11 protein-coding genes are annotated in these 15,467 nt (G+C 53.5%); 4 read left to right on the top strand and 7 right to left on the bottom strand.

Annotated features, from left to right (window positions below):
• Window positions 1-63: 63 nt before the first annotated feature.
• The 3 genes from B2Z72_RS15955 to B2Z72_RS15945 form a co-directional block, all read right to left on the bottom strand.
• Window positions 64-1,467, bottom strand: a complete 1,404-nt coding sequence (locus tag B2Z72_RS15955; protein WP_297005262.1) for a solute carrier family 23 protein — start codon at window positions 1,465-1,467, stop codon at window positions 64-66.
• Window positions 1,468-1,704: 237 nt separating this feature from the next.
• On the bottom strand, window positions 1,705-3,147 hold the full coding sequence (gene sbcB, locus B2Z72_RS15950; RefSeq protein ID WP_296980969.1) for an exodeoxyribonuclease I: 1,443 nt from the start codon (window positions 3,145-3,147) through the stop codon (window positions 1,705-1,707).
• Window positions 3,148-3,200: 53 nt separating this feature from the next.
• Entirely contained in the window at window positions 3,201-4,196 is a 996-nt protein-coding gene (locus B2Z72_RS15945; protein WP_296980971.1) for an alpha/beta fold hydrolase, read from the bottom strand.
• 282 nt (window positions 4,197-4,478) lie between these two features.
• On the opposite strand from B2Z72_RS15945, the gene B2Z72_RS15940 reads away from it, so the two are divergent.
• Entirely contained in the window at window positions 4,479-7,199 is a 2,721-nt protein-coding gene (locus B2Z72_RS15940) for a DUF349 domain-containing protein (RefSeq protein ID WP_296980973.1), read from the top strand.
• A 173-nt stretch (window positions 7,200-7,372) separates the two neighbouring features.
• Here the strand turns inward: B2Z72_RS15940 and tusA are convergent, their stop codons facing one another.
• Both tusA and B2Z72_RS15930 read right to left on the bottom strand, forming a co-directional pair.
• Complete coding sequence (gene tusA, locus B2Z72_RS15935; protein ID WP_296980975.1) at window positions 7,373-7,618, bottom strand: sulfurtransferase TusA; 246 nt, start codon at window positions 7,616-7,618, stop codon at window positions 7,373-7,375.
• Between the two features lie 35 nt (window positions 7,619-7,653).
• Complete coding sequence (locus B2Z72_RS15930) at window positions 7,654-8,871, bottom strand: MFS transporter (RefSeq protein ID WP_297005260.1); 1,218 nt, start codon at window positions 8,869-8,871, stop codon at window positions 7,654-7,656.
• A 116-nt stretch (window positions 8,872-8,987) separates the two neighbouring features.
• Between B2Z72_RS15930 and B2Z72_RS15925 the strand changes: the two genes are divergently transcribed.
• Window positions 8,988-9,251, top strand: a complete 264-nt coding sequence (locus B2Z72_RS15925) for a hypothetical protein (RefSeq protein ID WP_296984621.1) — start codon at window positions 8,988-8,990, stop codon at window positions 9,249-9,251.
• Between the two features lie 96 nt (window positions 9,252-9,347).
• On the opposite strand, the gene B2Z72_RS15920 is transcribed toward B2Z72_RS15925, so the two are convergent.
• Entirely contained in the window at window positions 9,348-10,667 is a 1,320-nt protein-coding gene (locus tag B2Z72_RS15920; protein WP_296984619.1) for an acetyl-CoA C-acetyltransferase, read from the bottom strand.
• A 319-nt stretch (window positions 10,668-10,986) separates the two neighbouring features.
• On the opposite strand from B2Z72_RS15920, the gene B2Z72_RS15915 reads away from it, so the two are divergent.
• A complete protein-coding gene (locus B2Z72_RS15915) occupies window positions 10,987-12,402 on the top strand; it encodes a 3-oxoacyl-ACP reductase (protein ID WP_296984617.1) in 1,416 nt (471 codons plus the stop codon).
• Between the two features lie 385 nt (window positions 12,403-12,787).
• Entirely contained in the window at window positions 12,788-15,007 is a 2,220-nt protein-coding gene (locus tag B2Z72_RS15910) for a putative bifunctional diguanylate cyclase/phosphodiesterase (protein ID WP_296984615.1), read from the top strand.
• Window positions 15,008-15,172: 165 nt separating this feature from the next.
• Here the strand turns inward: B2Z72_RS15910 and B2Z72_RS15905 are convergent, their stop codons facing one another.
• Window positions 15,173-15,358, bottom strand: a complete 186-nt coding sequence (locus tag B2Z72_RS15905; protein ID WP_296984614.1) for a tRNA (uracil-5-)-methyltransferase — start codon at window positions 15,356-15,358, stop codon at window positions 15,173-15,175.
• Window positions 15,359-15,467: the final 109 nt, after the last annotated feature.

Raw genomic sequence — 15,467 nt, 5'->3', positions numbered from 1 at the left:
CCGCTTAAGTGAACAGCATTGCGGGCAAGCCCGGGTTTGTTATTTAACTGCAGCTTTTTTGCTTCAGCTCTTCTGCTCAGTCTCTTTTGTTTCCGGATCGGCGAACATAAATTCATCATCGGGGTTGTGTTTACCCATCAAACGCGGACGCTCAATCAGGAAGTACAGAGCCAGACCAATAATCACCGCATACACAGTGGATTTTGGATCCGGCATCGCCAGAGTTACCGCCACAATACCGGCAACACCGCGCTCAGTCGGGTTTTTCAGCTGTTCCATACCTACCATGATGCAGATATAAGCAGTAAGAACCAGAGTCAGCGACAGTGCAATCGGCAGAACCGGTTTGAACATAGTCACCAGCGGCAGACAGAACAGTGCAATCATACCTGTGATCCAGAAGGTACCGCCGCCGCTGTAGATGGAATCCATCGCTTTACGTCCCATCGCATAGCGCTCTGCTACGGTTGCGTGCGCCGCTGTCCACAGCGGACCCGCGAGCCCCGGCCATGGGGCGAAGAAGGCATGGATACCATTACGGATTGCAGTCACTGTGTGTACGCGGTTTACGTTCACTTCGATCTTTTCATCCGGACGGACGCTGTCGATACGCTCAACCAGAGTACGGCCAACAATGATGTCACCGAAGGCGATAACGTAAGCAATCAGAGCAGTAGGAATGGCCATCAGGAAGACATCCCAGCCCGGGAAACCGACGGAGAATACTAGGTATTCAGCCATCAGACCGAAGTCCGGATTGGTAATGCCCCACTCGATATCCGGCCATGGGTATTCACCTACAATCCAGCCCACCAGCATGGCAACGATCATACCCGGCACCATACCGAAGTTGGCGATACGGCGGGCAATCGCGGATTGTTCGATGACGTTTTTAAACGACAGAGAGAACAGTACGTAGGCAGAAACCACGGAACCAATGATCAGGGAAATTGGCGTCGCATCAATACGGCCACCGCTTTTCAGTTCGCCCATCATAGCCGCGATACCTGCACCGATGATGATGCCGGATTTCAAAGAATTAGGAATAACCTGAACCAGTTTTGAACCCCAGCCAGTGACCCCCAGAATCAGGAAGATCAGCGTCACCTCAATCTGCAGCGCGAACAGGGCTTTGATCGCATCCGGACCGGGTTCATAGCCGTTGAGGAACAGAATCACCACCGGAATCGCAGGCGTAATCCAGCCTGGTACCAGTGGTACGCCGAGCAACGCCGGCAGCATGTAGCCTAAACCTGCGATGAAGGTAAACGCCAGCGCCGCCTCGTAAGGCATGCCCAGGTATTTCTCCAGCAGAGGAATCATCGCCAGGCCGACGACGAACATAACCAGAGCCTGAATGGTCTCCGGCATTTCCCAGCGGTAGTGAACAAATGGTAAACGGATTTTGAACGGACCTGCAGGCCAGTACGGCTGCTCTTCGCCTTCACGGCGTGGCTGAATTTGCATCGAAGGTTCCCTTTTTTTATTAATTGGTATGTCAGGCCAGACGGAAGATAAAGAAAGGGAAATGCAGAAGCGATACAGCGCAGAGCTACCTTAGTCTTAGTTTTCGACTAAGGTATTACGCACTTACAGCACAGGTATTTATACTGGTTCCAATTAAGTAGATAAACTAAGACATCCCGGGACATTTATTAACATCACCGGGAAAATGTACGCTGATACTAATCCACTACCACGCCACTACCAATCCATAGCGGGATAGATGGATTCTGCATACAGCTGCAGATCCTGAATCCACTGCAGTTTCACCGGATCATCCATCACCTGGTTGGCAGCCAGCTCCAGCTCACGGGCAAAACGCTCAAAATTCAGTCCCGGAAATGCCGGATCTGTACTCATCAAACGCGCAGTTCTGTGCTGTTCCCAGCGTTCCCGCTCTTTCTCATCCAGCGTATCGGGGAAATTACGTGCCCGGTAACGGAACAGCATTTCTTCGCCACGGGAGTCCTTAAATGGCGCCGGCCAGTCGGCCAGGTCCCAGTCTGACAGCTGATGTAAGGTTTCCATGGCCTGTTTATCCGCGGCGGGGAAAAATGCGTCGTAGAGCTGGGCATCGACATCGGTGGTTTTGGCAAATTCCCGCGAAGAAAATACCTGATGCATTTTACTGGTGAGGTTTTCGCCGTTCTTGATCATACCCAGATGCTTACGCAGTGTATCGCCACTTAAATTCCAGCGCTCCGCCTGATCCGGCGTCAGGGTCTTCGCGGGTGCCAGCACAGGGGCCTTATTGATATGCACTTCTTTCAGTGGCAGGCGTTCCATGCCTTCCGGCATATCTGCGCTACGGGTAAAGACCCGCTGCTGAATCTCTTCGGCGCTCAGCTCGAACAGTGGCGTCGGATCCTGATGGAGGTCGAAAGCGATAAAGGAGTTCTTGTTGGTCGGATGCCAGCACAGCGGTACGATCACGGCCATACAGCCCTGCTCTACCGGGAACATGCCGGATATATGCACCAGCGGCTTATGGTTGCTGACATCCACCAGCGCACCGACACTCTGTTTCGTGCGCAAATCATAAAGATAACGGTATAATTTCGGTTGTTTATCACGAATCAGGCGTGCCATTGCAATGGTCGCCCGCACGTCGGAGACGGCATCGTGAGCCTTGCCGTGGTCCAGCCCATTGGCGGCGGTGAGATGCTCCAGCTTAAAGCTGATGCGGCCGTCTTCATGCTTCGGCCATTCAATGCCTTCCGGGCGCAGGGCGTAGGCACAGCGGGCAATATCGAGCAGATCCCAGCGCGAATTACCGCCCTGCCATTCCCGCGCATACGGGTCATAAAAATTGCGGTACAGACCGTAACGGGTGAATTCATCATCGAAGCGAATGCTGTTGTAACCGGCACTGCAGGTACCGGGCACACTGAACACATCGTTAATGCGCCCCATAAATTCGGTTTCGCTCAGGCCTTTGCTCTGACAGTCCTGCGGCGTAATACCCGTGATCAAAACCGCCTGCGGGTGCGGCAGGTAATCATCAGACTGACGGCAGAACAACTCCACCGGCTCTTCAATTTCATTCAGATCTTCATCGGTGCGGATTGCGGCAAACTGCGCAGGACGGTCCCACGCCGGGATGGCACCAAAGGTTTCGTAGTCGTACCAGACAATACTGTTCAAAAGCCAATCTTCCTCCGTGACTGCCGGACCCGAAACCTTTTTGGCGGGCGGGGTCAGTCACTCATTGCTGTAGCAGACGGCAGTGTAAAGACTTTTCCCGTCCGCAGGAAATTCTGCGCATCCCGTGCAGACTGAACAGGCAGTTCTTCCATCGGCATGTGCCCCACACCTTCATAAGTAATTACGCTGGCCTCAGGCAGATCACGGCGGAAACTGGCGAGCACATCCAGCGGCACCCATTCATCCTGCTCACCCCACATCAACAGCGTCGGAACCTGCAGTTGCGGCACCTGATCGGCCAGATGTGGATTGCGGCTCTGCACTTTCATGGTCCGGAAGATATTCACCAGCCCCATGGCGTTGCCCGGGCGCAGGCTCAGATCGTGATAGCGTTTCACCAGCTCATCCGTCACCTTCTCTGAATCACCATAAGCATCGCGCAGGTTCATCCCCACCAGAAAACGCGGCATCATCAGGCTGCTCATTTCACCGATCACAGGCCAGGAGGCGACGTCCATAATAAAAGGCATCGGCTGCGGGTAGCCGGCGGCATCAATAAGGATCAGCTTCTCCACACGTTGCGGACGATACAAAGCGTAATTCCAGCTGATAAAGCCGCCCAGCGAGTTGCCCGCCAGACTGACCTCAGTCAGACCGAGGGCATTAAGAAATTTATCCAGCTTGTCCGTCATGTACGCGGTATCGTAGCGCTTAACATCCGGGTCAGGCCCGGTCAGTCCGTGAGCAGGCAAATCCAGACGAATAATACGGTAATCATTTTTCAGTTCAGCCACCCAGCCATCCCAGGTATGCAGTGACGACGCTACGCCATGCAGCAGCACCAGTACCGGTGCCCCGGGCTGCGTCTGGCCTTCATCGCGGTAATGCAGCAGCAGATTATCTACTGCCACAAAGCGGGATTTATCGTTGGCGTAATGATCTGTGAGTTCAGACAACGGGCGTGGTCCAAATCCCATAGAGGCACAGCCAGTAGTCAGCAGGACAGGCAAGAAGAGTACGTTCACTGCCATAAAGCGGATAAAAGTCATGATATTCCCCGGGTCGGTCTTATTATCTTATTTCCGCTGCAGAGTGCACGCTGACGTTAAAGCCGGGCCCCTGCAGCTAGCGCAGGATGTTAGCATGGCCGACTGGCTTCTTTAGTGTTCACATCCGCCATTATCCGCCCCTTCCCTATTCAACCCGTGCGGGTACAATGGTCGCGCTTTTTATTTCTCCGTTCTGTGCAAAAAGCGCTCAGGCACCGTAAAAATACGGTAAAAAATGACAACAGAACGGATCAGACACCGGAAAAGACGGACGGCAAGCGGATGTTATTATTCGAGAAGTTATTTAAATCCAGATCCCGTACACAGAAATGGCAGGACGCGGAACCCGAAGTTCGCGAACAGGCACTCGATGGATTCAATACAGACGACGAACGCCTGGCGTTTATTGCCGGCGAAAGCCTTGCCCGTCTGCGGGTAAAAGCCGTCACTTTCATCAAAAGTGAAAAAGCCCTCGAACAACTTCTGCACGACAAGCAGGACGACGTACGCCAGCAGGCGCGAGAGCAACTGCTGAATCTGTTGCTGCCGGCCGGTAAAGACATCAGCACCATCAGTGATACCGATACCCTGATCCGCATTGCCGGACTGACCCCGGACAACGAACTTCGTCTGCAGGCGGTTTCCGGCATCCGTGATGAAGCCCAGCGCCTGAAACTGGCCATGGAACACCCTGTCGCCCGTGTGCGTCTGGCAGCCGCTGAAGGCATCCACGATGCCGACAAACTGCAGCAGTTGCAGGATCATGCTCAGGGCAAAGATAAAGCGCTGTATCGTCTGGCGAAAGACCGCCTGAGCGAACAGAAAGCGCAGCAGCAGGCCAACGCAGCACGCCATGAAGCGGTAGAACAGCTGTTGGCGCAGGCCCGTCATCTGAACCGCATTGGTTATCACCCTGAGTTCAATGGCAAATTCCAGCTGTTGAGCAAACAATGGCCACAGCTGCAGGCCGATGCTGACAGCAGCACCACAGCAGCCATCGAACAGGAACTGAAATCCGCCGCTGACATTCTTGCCGCCCACGCCGCAGAAGAATCCCGTCTGGCCGAACAACAGGCGCAGGCCGCTGCTGCAGCGGCACAACAGACCAGCCTGTTGCAGGAAGTCGCCGCCATCAGCGACAACGCTGCTGAGCACAATGCCGAAAGCCTTCAGCCTCTGCTGAAACAGCTTGAGAGTCGCTGGGACGAAGCTTTCCGCCAGAACAAACCCGCTGATGATCAGTCCCGTCAGTTTGAAAACCAGCTGCAAAGTCTGTTTGCCCTGCAGTCCGCTCTGCAGAAAAGTGCTTCACTGGCTGAGGAAATACAGAAGGCGCTGCAGCAGCCACTGGACAAAGACCTTAAACAACTGACCAAAGCCCGCCGTCAGGCAGAACAGTGGCTGAAAAGCATCAACTGGCCGAAAGCCTTTGCCGCACCGCAGTGGCTGAACCAGCTGAATGAGCGTCAGCAGCAGGCGGCAACAGCGTGCGAAGAACTTAACCAGCAGCAACACAGCCGCAGTAAAACCATTGATGATCAGCTGACAGAACTGGAACAGAGTCTGGATGCCGGTCAGGTGAAAGACGCCGGACGCCTGAGCAACAAAATCAACAACGGCCTGCGCCAGCTGGATGAAAAAAGTGCTGCCCCACTGCAGCGCCGTTTCCGTGCCCTGCAGGCCCGTCTGCAGGAAATGCGTGACTGGGCAGGTTTTGCCACTGCTCCGAAAAAAGAGCAGCTGGTTGAAGCCATGGAAGCTCTGGCAGAAGCCAGCATCGCCCCTGACCTGCTGGCAGAAAAAATTCACAACCTGCAGGAAGAATGGAAATCCCTCGGCAGCGCAAATGGCGATAACGAATTGTGGGAGCGTTTTCAGGCCGCCGGTGATAAAGCCTTTGAACCCTGCCGTGCATACTTTGCCGAAGTGGCCCGCCAGCGCGAACAGAATATCAGCCTGCGCGATGCGTTAATCGCTGAACTGGACAGCTATGAGTCCTCCATGGACTGGTCCTCTGCCGACTGGAAAACCGTGCAGAAAACGCTGGACGCAGCGCGGGAAACATTCCGCAGCTATTCGCCGGTTGAGCGCAGCGAACACAAACGCACTCAGGACGGCTTTAATCAGGTCTGCGACCGTATTTATGCGCACCTGAAAAATGAGTACGACCGCAACATCGCACTGAAACAGGCACTGGTAAACGACGCCCAGCAGATTGCCGAAGCCGAAGATCTCAGTGGCGCGGTTGATCAGGTAAAAGCCCTGCAGACACGCTGGAAAGACATCGGCGTTATGCCGCGCAGCGCTGATCAGAAATTATGGAAGCAATTCCGCAAACACTGTGACCATGTGTTTGAACGCTTAAATGAAAACCGTGAAGCGCGTAAAGCAGAGCTGAATGAAACCGTTGCTGCGGCAGAAGCATTGGTGAACAAAGCCAATGAACTGCTGAGCAGTGATCAGCCGCTGCCTGAACTGCGTGATCAACTGACCGTTATCCGTGATGATTTCAGTGCGATCCAGCTGCCACGCAGTGCGCATCAGCGTCTGGTTAAATCGCTCAATCAGGTCAGCGATGGTCTGAATGATCTGGCCAGTGCACAGAAAAAAGCCGAAGAACTGAGTCGTTGGCAGGGGCTGCTTAACCGCATTGAACAGCTTGACAGTGACGACAGCCAGTGGACTCAGGCCTGTGAAAAACCCCTGCCACAAGGTTACAGCGACGACGCCTTCAACGCTTACCGTGATGGCCAGACCAGTGACAGTGACAGTGCGCAGGATATCTGCATTCAGCTGGAAAGCCTGGCGGATGTGGAAACACTGGCCAGCGATAAAGCCCGCCGGATGGAGCTTCAGGTACAGCGTCTGGCAGAAGGTCTGGGCAAAGGCCTGAGTGTTGATCAGGAGCGTCAGCAACTGGTCAGCCGCTGGTTAACCGTTAAGGCTTCAGCTGAACTCAAAGCCCGTTTTATTAACGCGCTGAAGGCCAGCCTGACACTCTGATAGCAGAAAGCGGATAGCAATCCGCTGAAGCAAAAATAAAAAAGGAGCATCAGCTCCTTTTTTATTTTTCAGCGGCCTTAAAATTCAAAACAACCAATTTCAAAGTCAGGAATTTCAAAACAAAAGCCACTGCTGTCTGCCGCAAAGCCCATCAAACCGCAATGATGGCGGATTTAATCATCCGACATTTTACGGATCAGAAAACGGAATTCGCCATCAGTCTCTTCACTGGCCAACATTTCATGGCCGAGAAAACTGCAGAATTTAACAAAATCCCGTTTGGTCGATGGGTCGGTTGCCAGAATCTCTACCACATTGCCAATATCGATATCGGCAATGGTATTGTGCAGCATCATCACCGGCTCCGGACAAAACAGTCCGCGGGCATCTAGGGTTGTCTGTACTTCAGGATCACTCATGCTGTTTGCTCTTAACGGATTGCCTGCATAATGTATTAAAAATCGCGCTGAAGCACAAAAGCCCGACGCTTAATCAAGGCCCACACCAGCACCAGCGGCAACAGTGTCAGCAACGCCGCTACAACAAAATGACCGTCGTATCCCAGCGCCCGCGCACTGAAGCCCGACAAACTTCCGGCGATCATACCGGAAATAATCACCAGACAACTCTGCAACGCATAATCACCGGCTTCGCAATGAGCGCGGCAACGATCCATCATAACGGTAAACAGTGCCGCGGTGCCGAGCCCACCGGCCAGGTGTTCAACGATGACCGCCAGATAAATATGCAGCCAGTCTTTCTGCAGCGCACCGGCCATGCCATCAATACCCAGATAGCTCAGCAACGCCAGCGCCTCAGCCAGTAAAAAAGCCAATAACGTCGCCTGTCGTCCCAGTCGGGTGACCAGCCAGCCACCTAACAAGGCGCCGAATAAACCAGCGAGGAATCCGGTGGTCCCCATCAACACACCGAGCTGCTCAAGGGAAACGCCAGCATCACTCAGCAGCGGGCGGATCATTGGCGTACCAAACGCATCACCGAGCTTGTACACCAGCAACAACAGAATCCACAGGCCTGCATCTTTTAAGCGGAAGAACCCCAGCCACTGCGGCCACAGAGGCTCACGACTGACCAGATGTGCTCTGGGCTTGAACAACCACAGTGGCAAGGTACCAAGCACCATAAGCCCGGCCAGTAACCACAGCGCCCAGTGCCAGCCGATGACGCCATACAGCGAAACCAGCAGACCTCCGGCGATAATCATACCGCTGCGATAACCGGCCACCTGAATACCATTGGCCAGCCCACGGCGCGCCGGTTCAATGTTTTCCACTGCCATGGCATCGGTAGCAATGTCCTGAGTGGCAATCAGGGTGTTAAGCAGCAGTAACAAACCCAGCGGAAGAAAAAGGCCGGATTCCGTCCACACAGCCAACGGCTGACTGGCAAGTAACAGCAGTACGGCAGCGGCACTGTAATTCATCGCCAGAATCCAGCTGCGGCGGTATTCACCACGCTTCAGCGCAAAGCGATCCAACAGAGGAGCCCACAGGAACTTGAGAGCCCAGGGTAAGGACACCACAGAGAGCATTCCGATCAATGCCAGATCAAGCCCCTGCTGACGCAACAGCACCGGCATTGCCTGACCAAAAAAGCCGTGTGGCAGCCCCTGAACTAAATACAGGCCCGTCAGGGCAAACCATTTATTCATGTACTACCCTTAGTAAATACAGGCCAACCTAATGATTATGGCTGATAGCCAACCGGCGGCAGTTTGCGACAAAATTTGTCAGTCGGATATGGAAATCAGTCGAAAGTGAGTTAACTATGACGTTACACCACCTCAGATTAAGCCAGGGCACCGTTAGCCTGACCGAACGAATTCTGCGGACAGAGAACAGCGCTCTGGCACTGCACCTGCGTAATGCCATCCTCACCGGAGGTGAGACTATTGATCTTTTGCTGAGCTCGCAACAACTGGACGAGCTGCACGATGCCCTGCTGCATCAGCAAAGCATCGCCGGCGCGGGCCAGAAGGCACTGCTGAACACCCTGTTGCAACGCTGGCCACACCAGACCCGCGCAGGTTAAGCCCGGCGCTGGCCACACCAGACCTGAGCAGGTTAAGCCCGGCTCAGGTTAAACAGGTCAAAGTTACGTCCTGATGACCGCAAACAGGCCGTCAGGTCAGCGTTCGAGAATCGCCACAACCCCCTGTCCTCCAGCCGCACAGATGGAAATCAGTCCCCGGCCTGAGCCTTTTTCTTCCAGCATTTTCGCCAACGAAGCAACGATGCGTCCGCCGGTCGCAGCAAACGGATGCCCCGTGGCGATGGATGAGCCATTGATATTGAGTTTCGTGCGATCGATGCTGCCCAACGCACCTTCAAGGCCCAGCTTTTCGCGACAGAAGGCTTCGTCTTCCCAGGCCTTCAGAGTGGAGGCAACAACACCGGCAAAGGCTTCGTGAATTTCATAAAAATCAAAATCCTGTAACGTCAGCCCGGCACGGGCCAGCATCCGTGGTACCGCATAAGCCGGTGCCAACAGCAGCCCTTCCTTATCACGCCTGCCATCCTTACCGAAAAAATCCACCGCCGCAGTCTCATGAAAAGTCAGCCAGGCTTTAACCGGCAAATCATGCTGCTCAGCCCAGTCTTCGCTGGCAAGCAAAACAACCGACGCGCCATCGGTTAACGCCGAGGAATTGCCCGCCGTCAGAGTACCCTGCCCGGACACGCGATCAAATGCCGGCTTAAGTGACGCCAGTTTTTCCAGATCCGGCTTACGTGCCAGATTATCTTTGGCCAGACCGTTAAACGGTGTCAGCAGATCATCAAAGAAACCGCGATCATAAGCCGCCAGCAGGTTCTGATGGCTGTTAAACGCAATCTGATCCTGTTCCCCGCGGCTGATGCCCCAGGCTTTTACCGTCTCTTCCGTATGCTCGCCCATGGATTTTCCGGTACGTGGCTCGCCATTACGCGGAATCAGGGGTGCCAGATGACGCGGGCGCAACTTGCCAAGCAGCTTCAGACGTTCACCCATGGTTTTCGCGCGGTTAAGATCCAGCAGAATCTTACGCAACCCTTCGTTCACCCCGATAGGCGCATCGGAAGTGGTATCTGAGCCACCGGCAATGGCACTGTCGATCTGACCCAGAGCTATTTTGTTGGCCGCCATAATAATCGCCTGCAGGCCAGTGCCACAGGCCTGCTGAATATCGGTTGCCGGCGTATGTGGATCAAGACTGGTACTCAGCAGGCTTTCTCTGGCCAGATTGAAATCCCGGCTGTGTTTAATAACCGCCCCGGCAATCACCTCCCCGATGCGCTGCCCCTGTAAACCGTAGCGATTGACCAGCCCATTCAGCGCTGCAGTCAACATATCCTGATTAGAGGCATAGGAATACGCCGTGTTTGAGCGGGCAAAAGGAATACGGTTACCACCGATAATGGCAACGCGCCGCACTTTTTGCTGGTCTGTCGGGAGGGGCTTCTGAGTCATAATATTTATAAACCTTCACAAAGACGGGATAGATTAAACGGCGTTTCATGCAGGAACGTAACTGCAGATAAATAAAACTGCACGCAAAACAGCAGCATATAAGAGATAGCGCTGCGATTTGAGCAGTCTAGCCACAGACCGGCTGCAGGCATTGGCCCGGATGACGCATCCGGCCCTGTATACGGTCAATTTAAGGCCTTATGGATGCTGGTGTAATTTGTTAATGTCTGGCCTGTCGATCATCCGCACAAGCCGATAGTCTGCACCTGCATTACTGCAGAATAATTATTCTTATAAATCACAGTCACCGGAAATCATCATGAGTAACATCCTGGAATCCATGCTCGACAGCAGCATGGGCCGCAGCATGCTGAAACAGGTTCTGCCAAAATCAGCGCCTCTTAATCGCTACAATCCGGCCCAGAACAGTTTTTTCAGTGGCCGCGTTCTGCTCGGCGCCAGTGACAATGCCGCGCTGACAGACGACATTGTCCGTAATCTGAAAGCCTCTTCCGCCAGCCTGTTTTATCCGGCGTCCGGTAAAGGCGCTGCTGCCGTCATCGCCGCCGCGAAAAAACACGACATCATTGCCACCGGCATCGAGTTAAATGCTGAAATGAGCGACAAATTCGACGCTCTGGTGTTTGACGCATCAGGCTTCAGTGATACGACGGATCTGTCTCAGCTCTATTATTTTTTTAATCCCGTGATGCGCAAAATCAGCACCAGTGGCCGCGTGATGGTTTTAGGTCGCCCGCACATGCAGGCAGAAACCGGTGAGCAGGCTGCAGCCATGCGCGCACTGGAAGGCTTCAGCCGTTCTGTGGCAAAAGAAACCGGCAAAAAAGGCATTACCTGTCAGGCCTTGTATGTCGAAAAAGGCGCAGAAAAAAACATCGATGCTCCATTCCGTTTTGTTATGTCAGCAAAATCTGCCTATGTCGATGGTCAGGTCATTAACGTGCGTCAGGCTGACGCCATCGACTATCCGGACTGGCATAAACCCCTGAATGGTAAAGTCGCTCTGGTGACCGGTGCCAGCCGCGGTATCGGTGAATCCATTGCCCGTACCCTGGCCCGCGATGGCGCCCGTGTTCTGGGGCTGGATATTCCTCAGGCGGAAGCTGAACTGGCCAACGTCATGACGGATATCGGCGGTGAAGTTTTACTGGCGGATATTTCTTCGGCAGAAGCTCCGGCTCTGATTGCCGAAAAACTCAAAGCCATGGGCGGTGGCGATATCATCGTGCATAACGCAGGCATCACGCGGGATAAAACCCTGGCCAATATGCCGGAACATTGGTGGAACATGACCATCGACATCAATCTGTCGGCGGAAGAGCGTATCAATCACGCGTTGTTTGAACAGCAGGCGCTGAATGCCAACGGCCGTATCGTCTGCGTATCGTCCATGAACGGTATTGCCGGTCAGACCGGACAGACCAACTACGCAGCCTCCAAGGCTGGTGTAATTGGCTACGTCGAATACATGGCGGATGAGCTGCTGCAACGAGGAATCACAATCAATGCGGTGGCGCCGGGCTTTATCGAAACCGCTATGACGGATGCGATCCCGGTCATTACACGGGAAATTGGCCGTCGCCTGAATTCTCTGGCGCAGGGTGGTCAACCGGTCGATGTGGCAGAAACCATCGCCTTCTTCGCCAATCCGGCGTCCTCCGGTGTAAGCGGAAATGTCATCCGCGTCTGCGGTCAGTCGCTCGTTGGCGCCTGATTAACCCTGCCAGCGTATCTGCACCGGCGCCGGCGGTCGTCGGTGCAGAGCCGTATTGGCAAAACCCTTGTCTGTAACAGGTTGGCAAAAGCACAGCTTCCCGACGATTGCCGCCTCCTTCCTGTTTCCTGTTTCCTGTTTCCTGTTGGCCCCCTTCCTGTCAGCCCTTCCCAGCCAGGGATCATGCCTGTTACCAACTTGTACGGCGGCGAGCATGTCCTTTCGCGACATACTAAAGTGAAACCATAGTTCTGTAAAAACAAAAAACAGCTTTAATAACAATGGCTTGTTCATCATCATAAAATCAGCACTTTATGCTGATCGGAATTACCAAAACCGGGTAACAGCGCTACACTTAGGTCTGAACCCCACACGATCCGGTAGTATGCCTCAAGAAAACGGAAATCAATCGACGGCCAGGCAGCATCAGCCACTGATTATCAGTCGCTACAACCTGCTGCTGGAGAAGTTGCTGATCGGTGAGACCATCGACAATCTGTTGTTGGAACTGGCCTGCCTGATTCAGGAAAAACAACCGGATTGTATCTCTGCCGTGATGACCTGCAGCGACGATGGCAAATCCATGCGCTGCGCCGCCGGCCCACAACTGCCCACTGGCTTACGTCAAAGCCTGAATCTGGTTTCCCTGTCGGAAGACGAAAATCCCTTCACTCAGGTTGCCACGGCCCGCCAGATGATTCTGTCCGGCGAACTGAGCGAAAAATCCGACCCCTTCAGTATTCTCGCCTATAACGAGGGAATTAAAGGCTGTTGGGCACAACCCGTGATCAGCACCAAGGGAGAGCTGCTGGGTGCCTTTGCCCTGATGCCTCTCAGCAGACCACATCCAACTGGTCACGATCTGCTGCTGATTCATGAATGCGCACGCCTGGCACAGCTGATTATGGAGTTCCGTGCCGCGGAAAAACACAGGGCGTTAACGGAAGCCATTACCCAACATTTACCCGTTGGCGTACTGGTAACCGATGGTGATTTCAATCTGGTTGATGTTAATCCGGCATTTACCCAGATCACAGGTTATTCGCTGCAGGAAAGCGTTGGCCAGCGCCCGTCTTTCTTCCTCAACAATGACCGCACTCAGCTGACCCGCTACATCGATATTATCCGTGCTCTCCCGGCCGGAAAGAACTGGTCAGGGGAAGCCATTGCTGCGCGCCGCAACGGCGAACATTTTACCGCCGAACTGAGTTTTACCGTCATCCGCAACGAACGCGATGAGGTTGAACGCTGTATCGTATTGTTCAGTGACATCAGCGAACGCAAACGCTCAGAAGAAATGATCCAGTACCAGGCCAGCTATGACCTGCTGACCAGCCTGCCCAACCGCAACCTGTTTTATGAAAAACTGAACTGGATGCTGGAGCAGTGCCGCCACCGCAACTGCAATTTTGCGGTCCTGCTACTGGACCTGGATTACTTCAAAGAAATTAACGACACCCTGGGTCACGATGCCGGTGACGAGCTGCTGGTAAAAGTTGCTACCCGTCTGCGCCAGATGCTGCCGGAAAAAAACATTGTTGCCCGTCTCGGTGGCGATGAATTTGGTTTTATTATCACCACAGATACCTCGACAGAAGGTCTGTCTGCCCTCGCCGACAAACTGCTGGCGACAGTATCAAAAAGTGTGTCCATTCGTCAGGCCAGAGATCTGCGCATTTCTGCCAGTATTGGTATCAGCCGCTATCCCGAGGATGGAGCAACGCTGGAACAGCTGTTAAAAGCAACTGAACAGGCTGCTTACTCTGCCAAGCATCGTGGCCGTAACCTGCATACTTTCTTCACGCCGGTTATGCAGGAAGAAGCAAAAAATTACGCCATGATCCATCAGGATCTGCGCCACGCTGTCAAAGAAAATCAGCTGATTCTGCATTACCAGCCGATTAAAGATCTGGCATCCGGCAAAATTACTCAGCTCGAAGCTCTGGTGCGCTGGCGTCATCCACAACGCGGTCTGGTGCCGCCGGATGTATTTATTCCGGTGGCAGAAAAAACCGGCACCATCCGCGAAATCGGCGAATGGGTACGGGCAGAAGCGCTGCGTTTATCCGCTCGTCTGCATAGCATGAATCTGTTAATTCCGATTGCGGTTAATGTGTCTACCGCTGAATTTTATGACCACCAGCTGGCGGAACATATTATTGAGCAGGAACAGGCGTCAGGTTTGCCCCGGGGCAATCTGATGGTGGAAATTACCGAAAGTCTGCTGATACGCAGCCAGCAGGAAACCATTCAGTTTCTGCAGAAACTGCAACAGGCTGGCATCCGTGTGGCACTGGATGATTTCGGTACCGGTTACTCTTCTTTGTCATACCTGGCAGCATTCCCGGCCGACAAACTCAAAATTGACCGTTCATTTATCCAGAACATGACCCGTGACCAACGCAGCATGGCATTAGTAGATGCCATTATTAATATGGGTCACAGCCTGCATATGCGGATTATTGCTGAAGGTGTGGAAACCTGTGAAGACGAAGAGATATTGCGCCAGAAAGGCTGTGATCTGATTCAGGGCTACTGGCTTTCGAAACCACGACCCGACAATGAAATTATCGATTTACTGCTGCAGCAAACATCGGTGCAATAAGCCTTTTACTGCGGGTTTAACTAAGCATCTGCTATCTTAGCAGTGAATAAGCTGCTGTCTGCTTAGCCATGAAAAGCTTCTGCCAGCTTAGCCGTAAAAACGCCACCAGAAGGCTACGCCGGACACGCTTTAACGCTTGCCTATGATCACCAGTGACCGTGCGTTTTAAAAACGCTTTTTCTTCGCCCGCTTTTTCTTCAGGTAATCCTTTACCGGCGTTTTCTTATCTGGCAGTGCATTTTCAAAACGCTGGCGCATAGCTTCAACTTTGGCTTCTTTCTCTTCATGATCGCGTGCGTGCCGGTGTTTGTTACTGGCGGCCGCAAAATCAATCACTTTTTTATCGGGCATACAACCTCCGGTTAACTGCCTGGTCGATGGCGACAGTCGCTACAGCTTGCAAAACAGCCAGAAAAGAGCTGGAAAACAGCCCATACAGCAACGCTGCTTACAACAACGC

Source organism: Thalassolituus sp. UBA6592 (assembly GCF_002433655.1).
Taxonomy (GTDB): Bacteria; Pseudomonadota; Gammaproteobacteria; order Pseudomonadales; family Oceanobacteraceae; genus Venatoribacter.
The sequence above is the reverse complement of the archived record's forward strand: the minus strand, read 5'-3'. Positions and strand labels throughout refer to the sequence as shown.

Excerpts from the sequence above, each read along its gene's own strand:
- B2Z72_RS15955 (WP_297005262.1), bottom strand. The coding sequence starts at position 1,467 with ATGCAAATTCAGCCACGCCGTGAAGGCGAAGAGCAGCCGTACTGGCCT.
- B2Z72_RS15945 (WP_296980971.1), bottom strand. The coding sequence starts at position 4,196 with ATGACTTTTATCCGCTTTATGGCAGTGAACGTACTCTTCTTGCCTGTC.
- B2Z72_RS15940 (WP_296980973.1), top strand. The coding sequence starts at position 4,479 with ATGTTATTATTCGAGAAGTTATTTAAATCCAGATCCCGTACACAGAAA.
- tusA (WP_296980975.1), bottom strand. The coding sequence starts at position 7,618 with ATGAGTGATCCTGAAGTACAGACAACCCTAGATGCCCGCGGACTGTTT.
- B2Z72_RS15930 (WP_297005260.1), bottom strand. The coding sequence starts at position 8,871 with ATGAATAAATGGTTTGCCCTGACGGGCCTGTATTTAGTTCAGGGGCTG.
- B2Z72_RS15925 (WP_296984621.1), top strand. The coding sequence starts at position 8,988 with ATGACGTTACACCACCTCAGATTAAGCCAGGGCACCGTTAGCCTGACC.
- B2Z72_RS15920 (WP_296984619.1), bottom strand. The coding sequence starts at position 10,667 with ATGACTCAGAAGCCCCTCCCGACAGACCAGCAAAAAGTGCGGCGCGTT.
- B2Z72_RS15915 (WP_296984617.1), top strand. The coding sequence starts at position 10,987 with ATGAGTAACATCCTGGAATCCATGCTCGACAGCAGCATGGGCCGCAGC.
- B2Z72_RS15910 (WP_296984615.1), top strand. The coding sequence starts at position 12,788 with ATGCCTCAAGAAAACGGAAATCAATCGACGGCCAGGCAGCATCAGCCA.
- B2Z72_RS15905 (WP_296984614.1), bottom strand. The coding sequence starts at position 15,358 with ATGCCCGATAAAAAAGTGATTGATTTTGCGGCCGCCAGTAACAAACAC.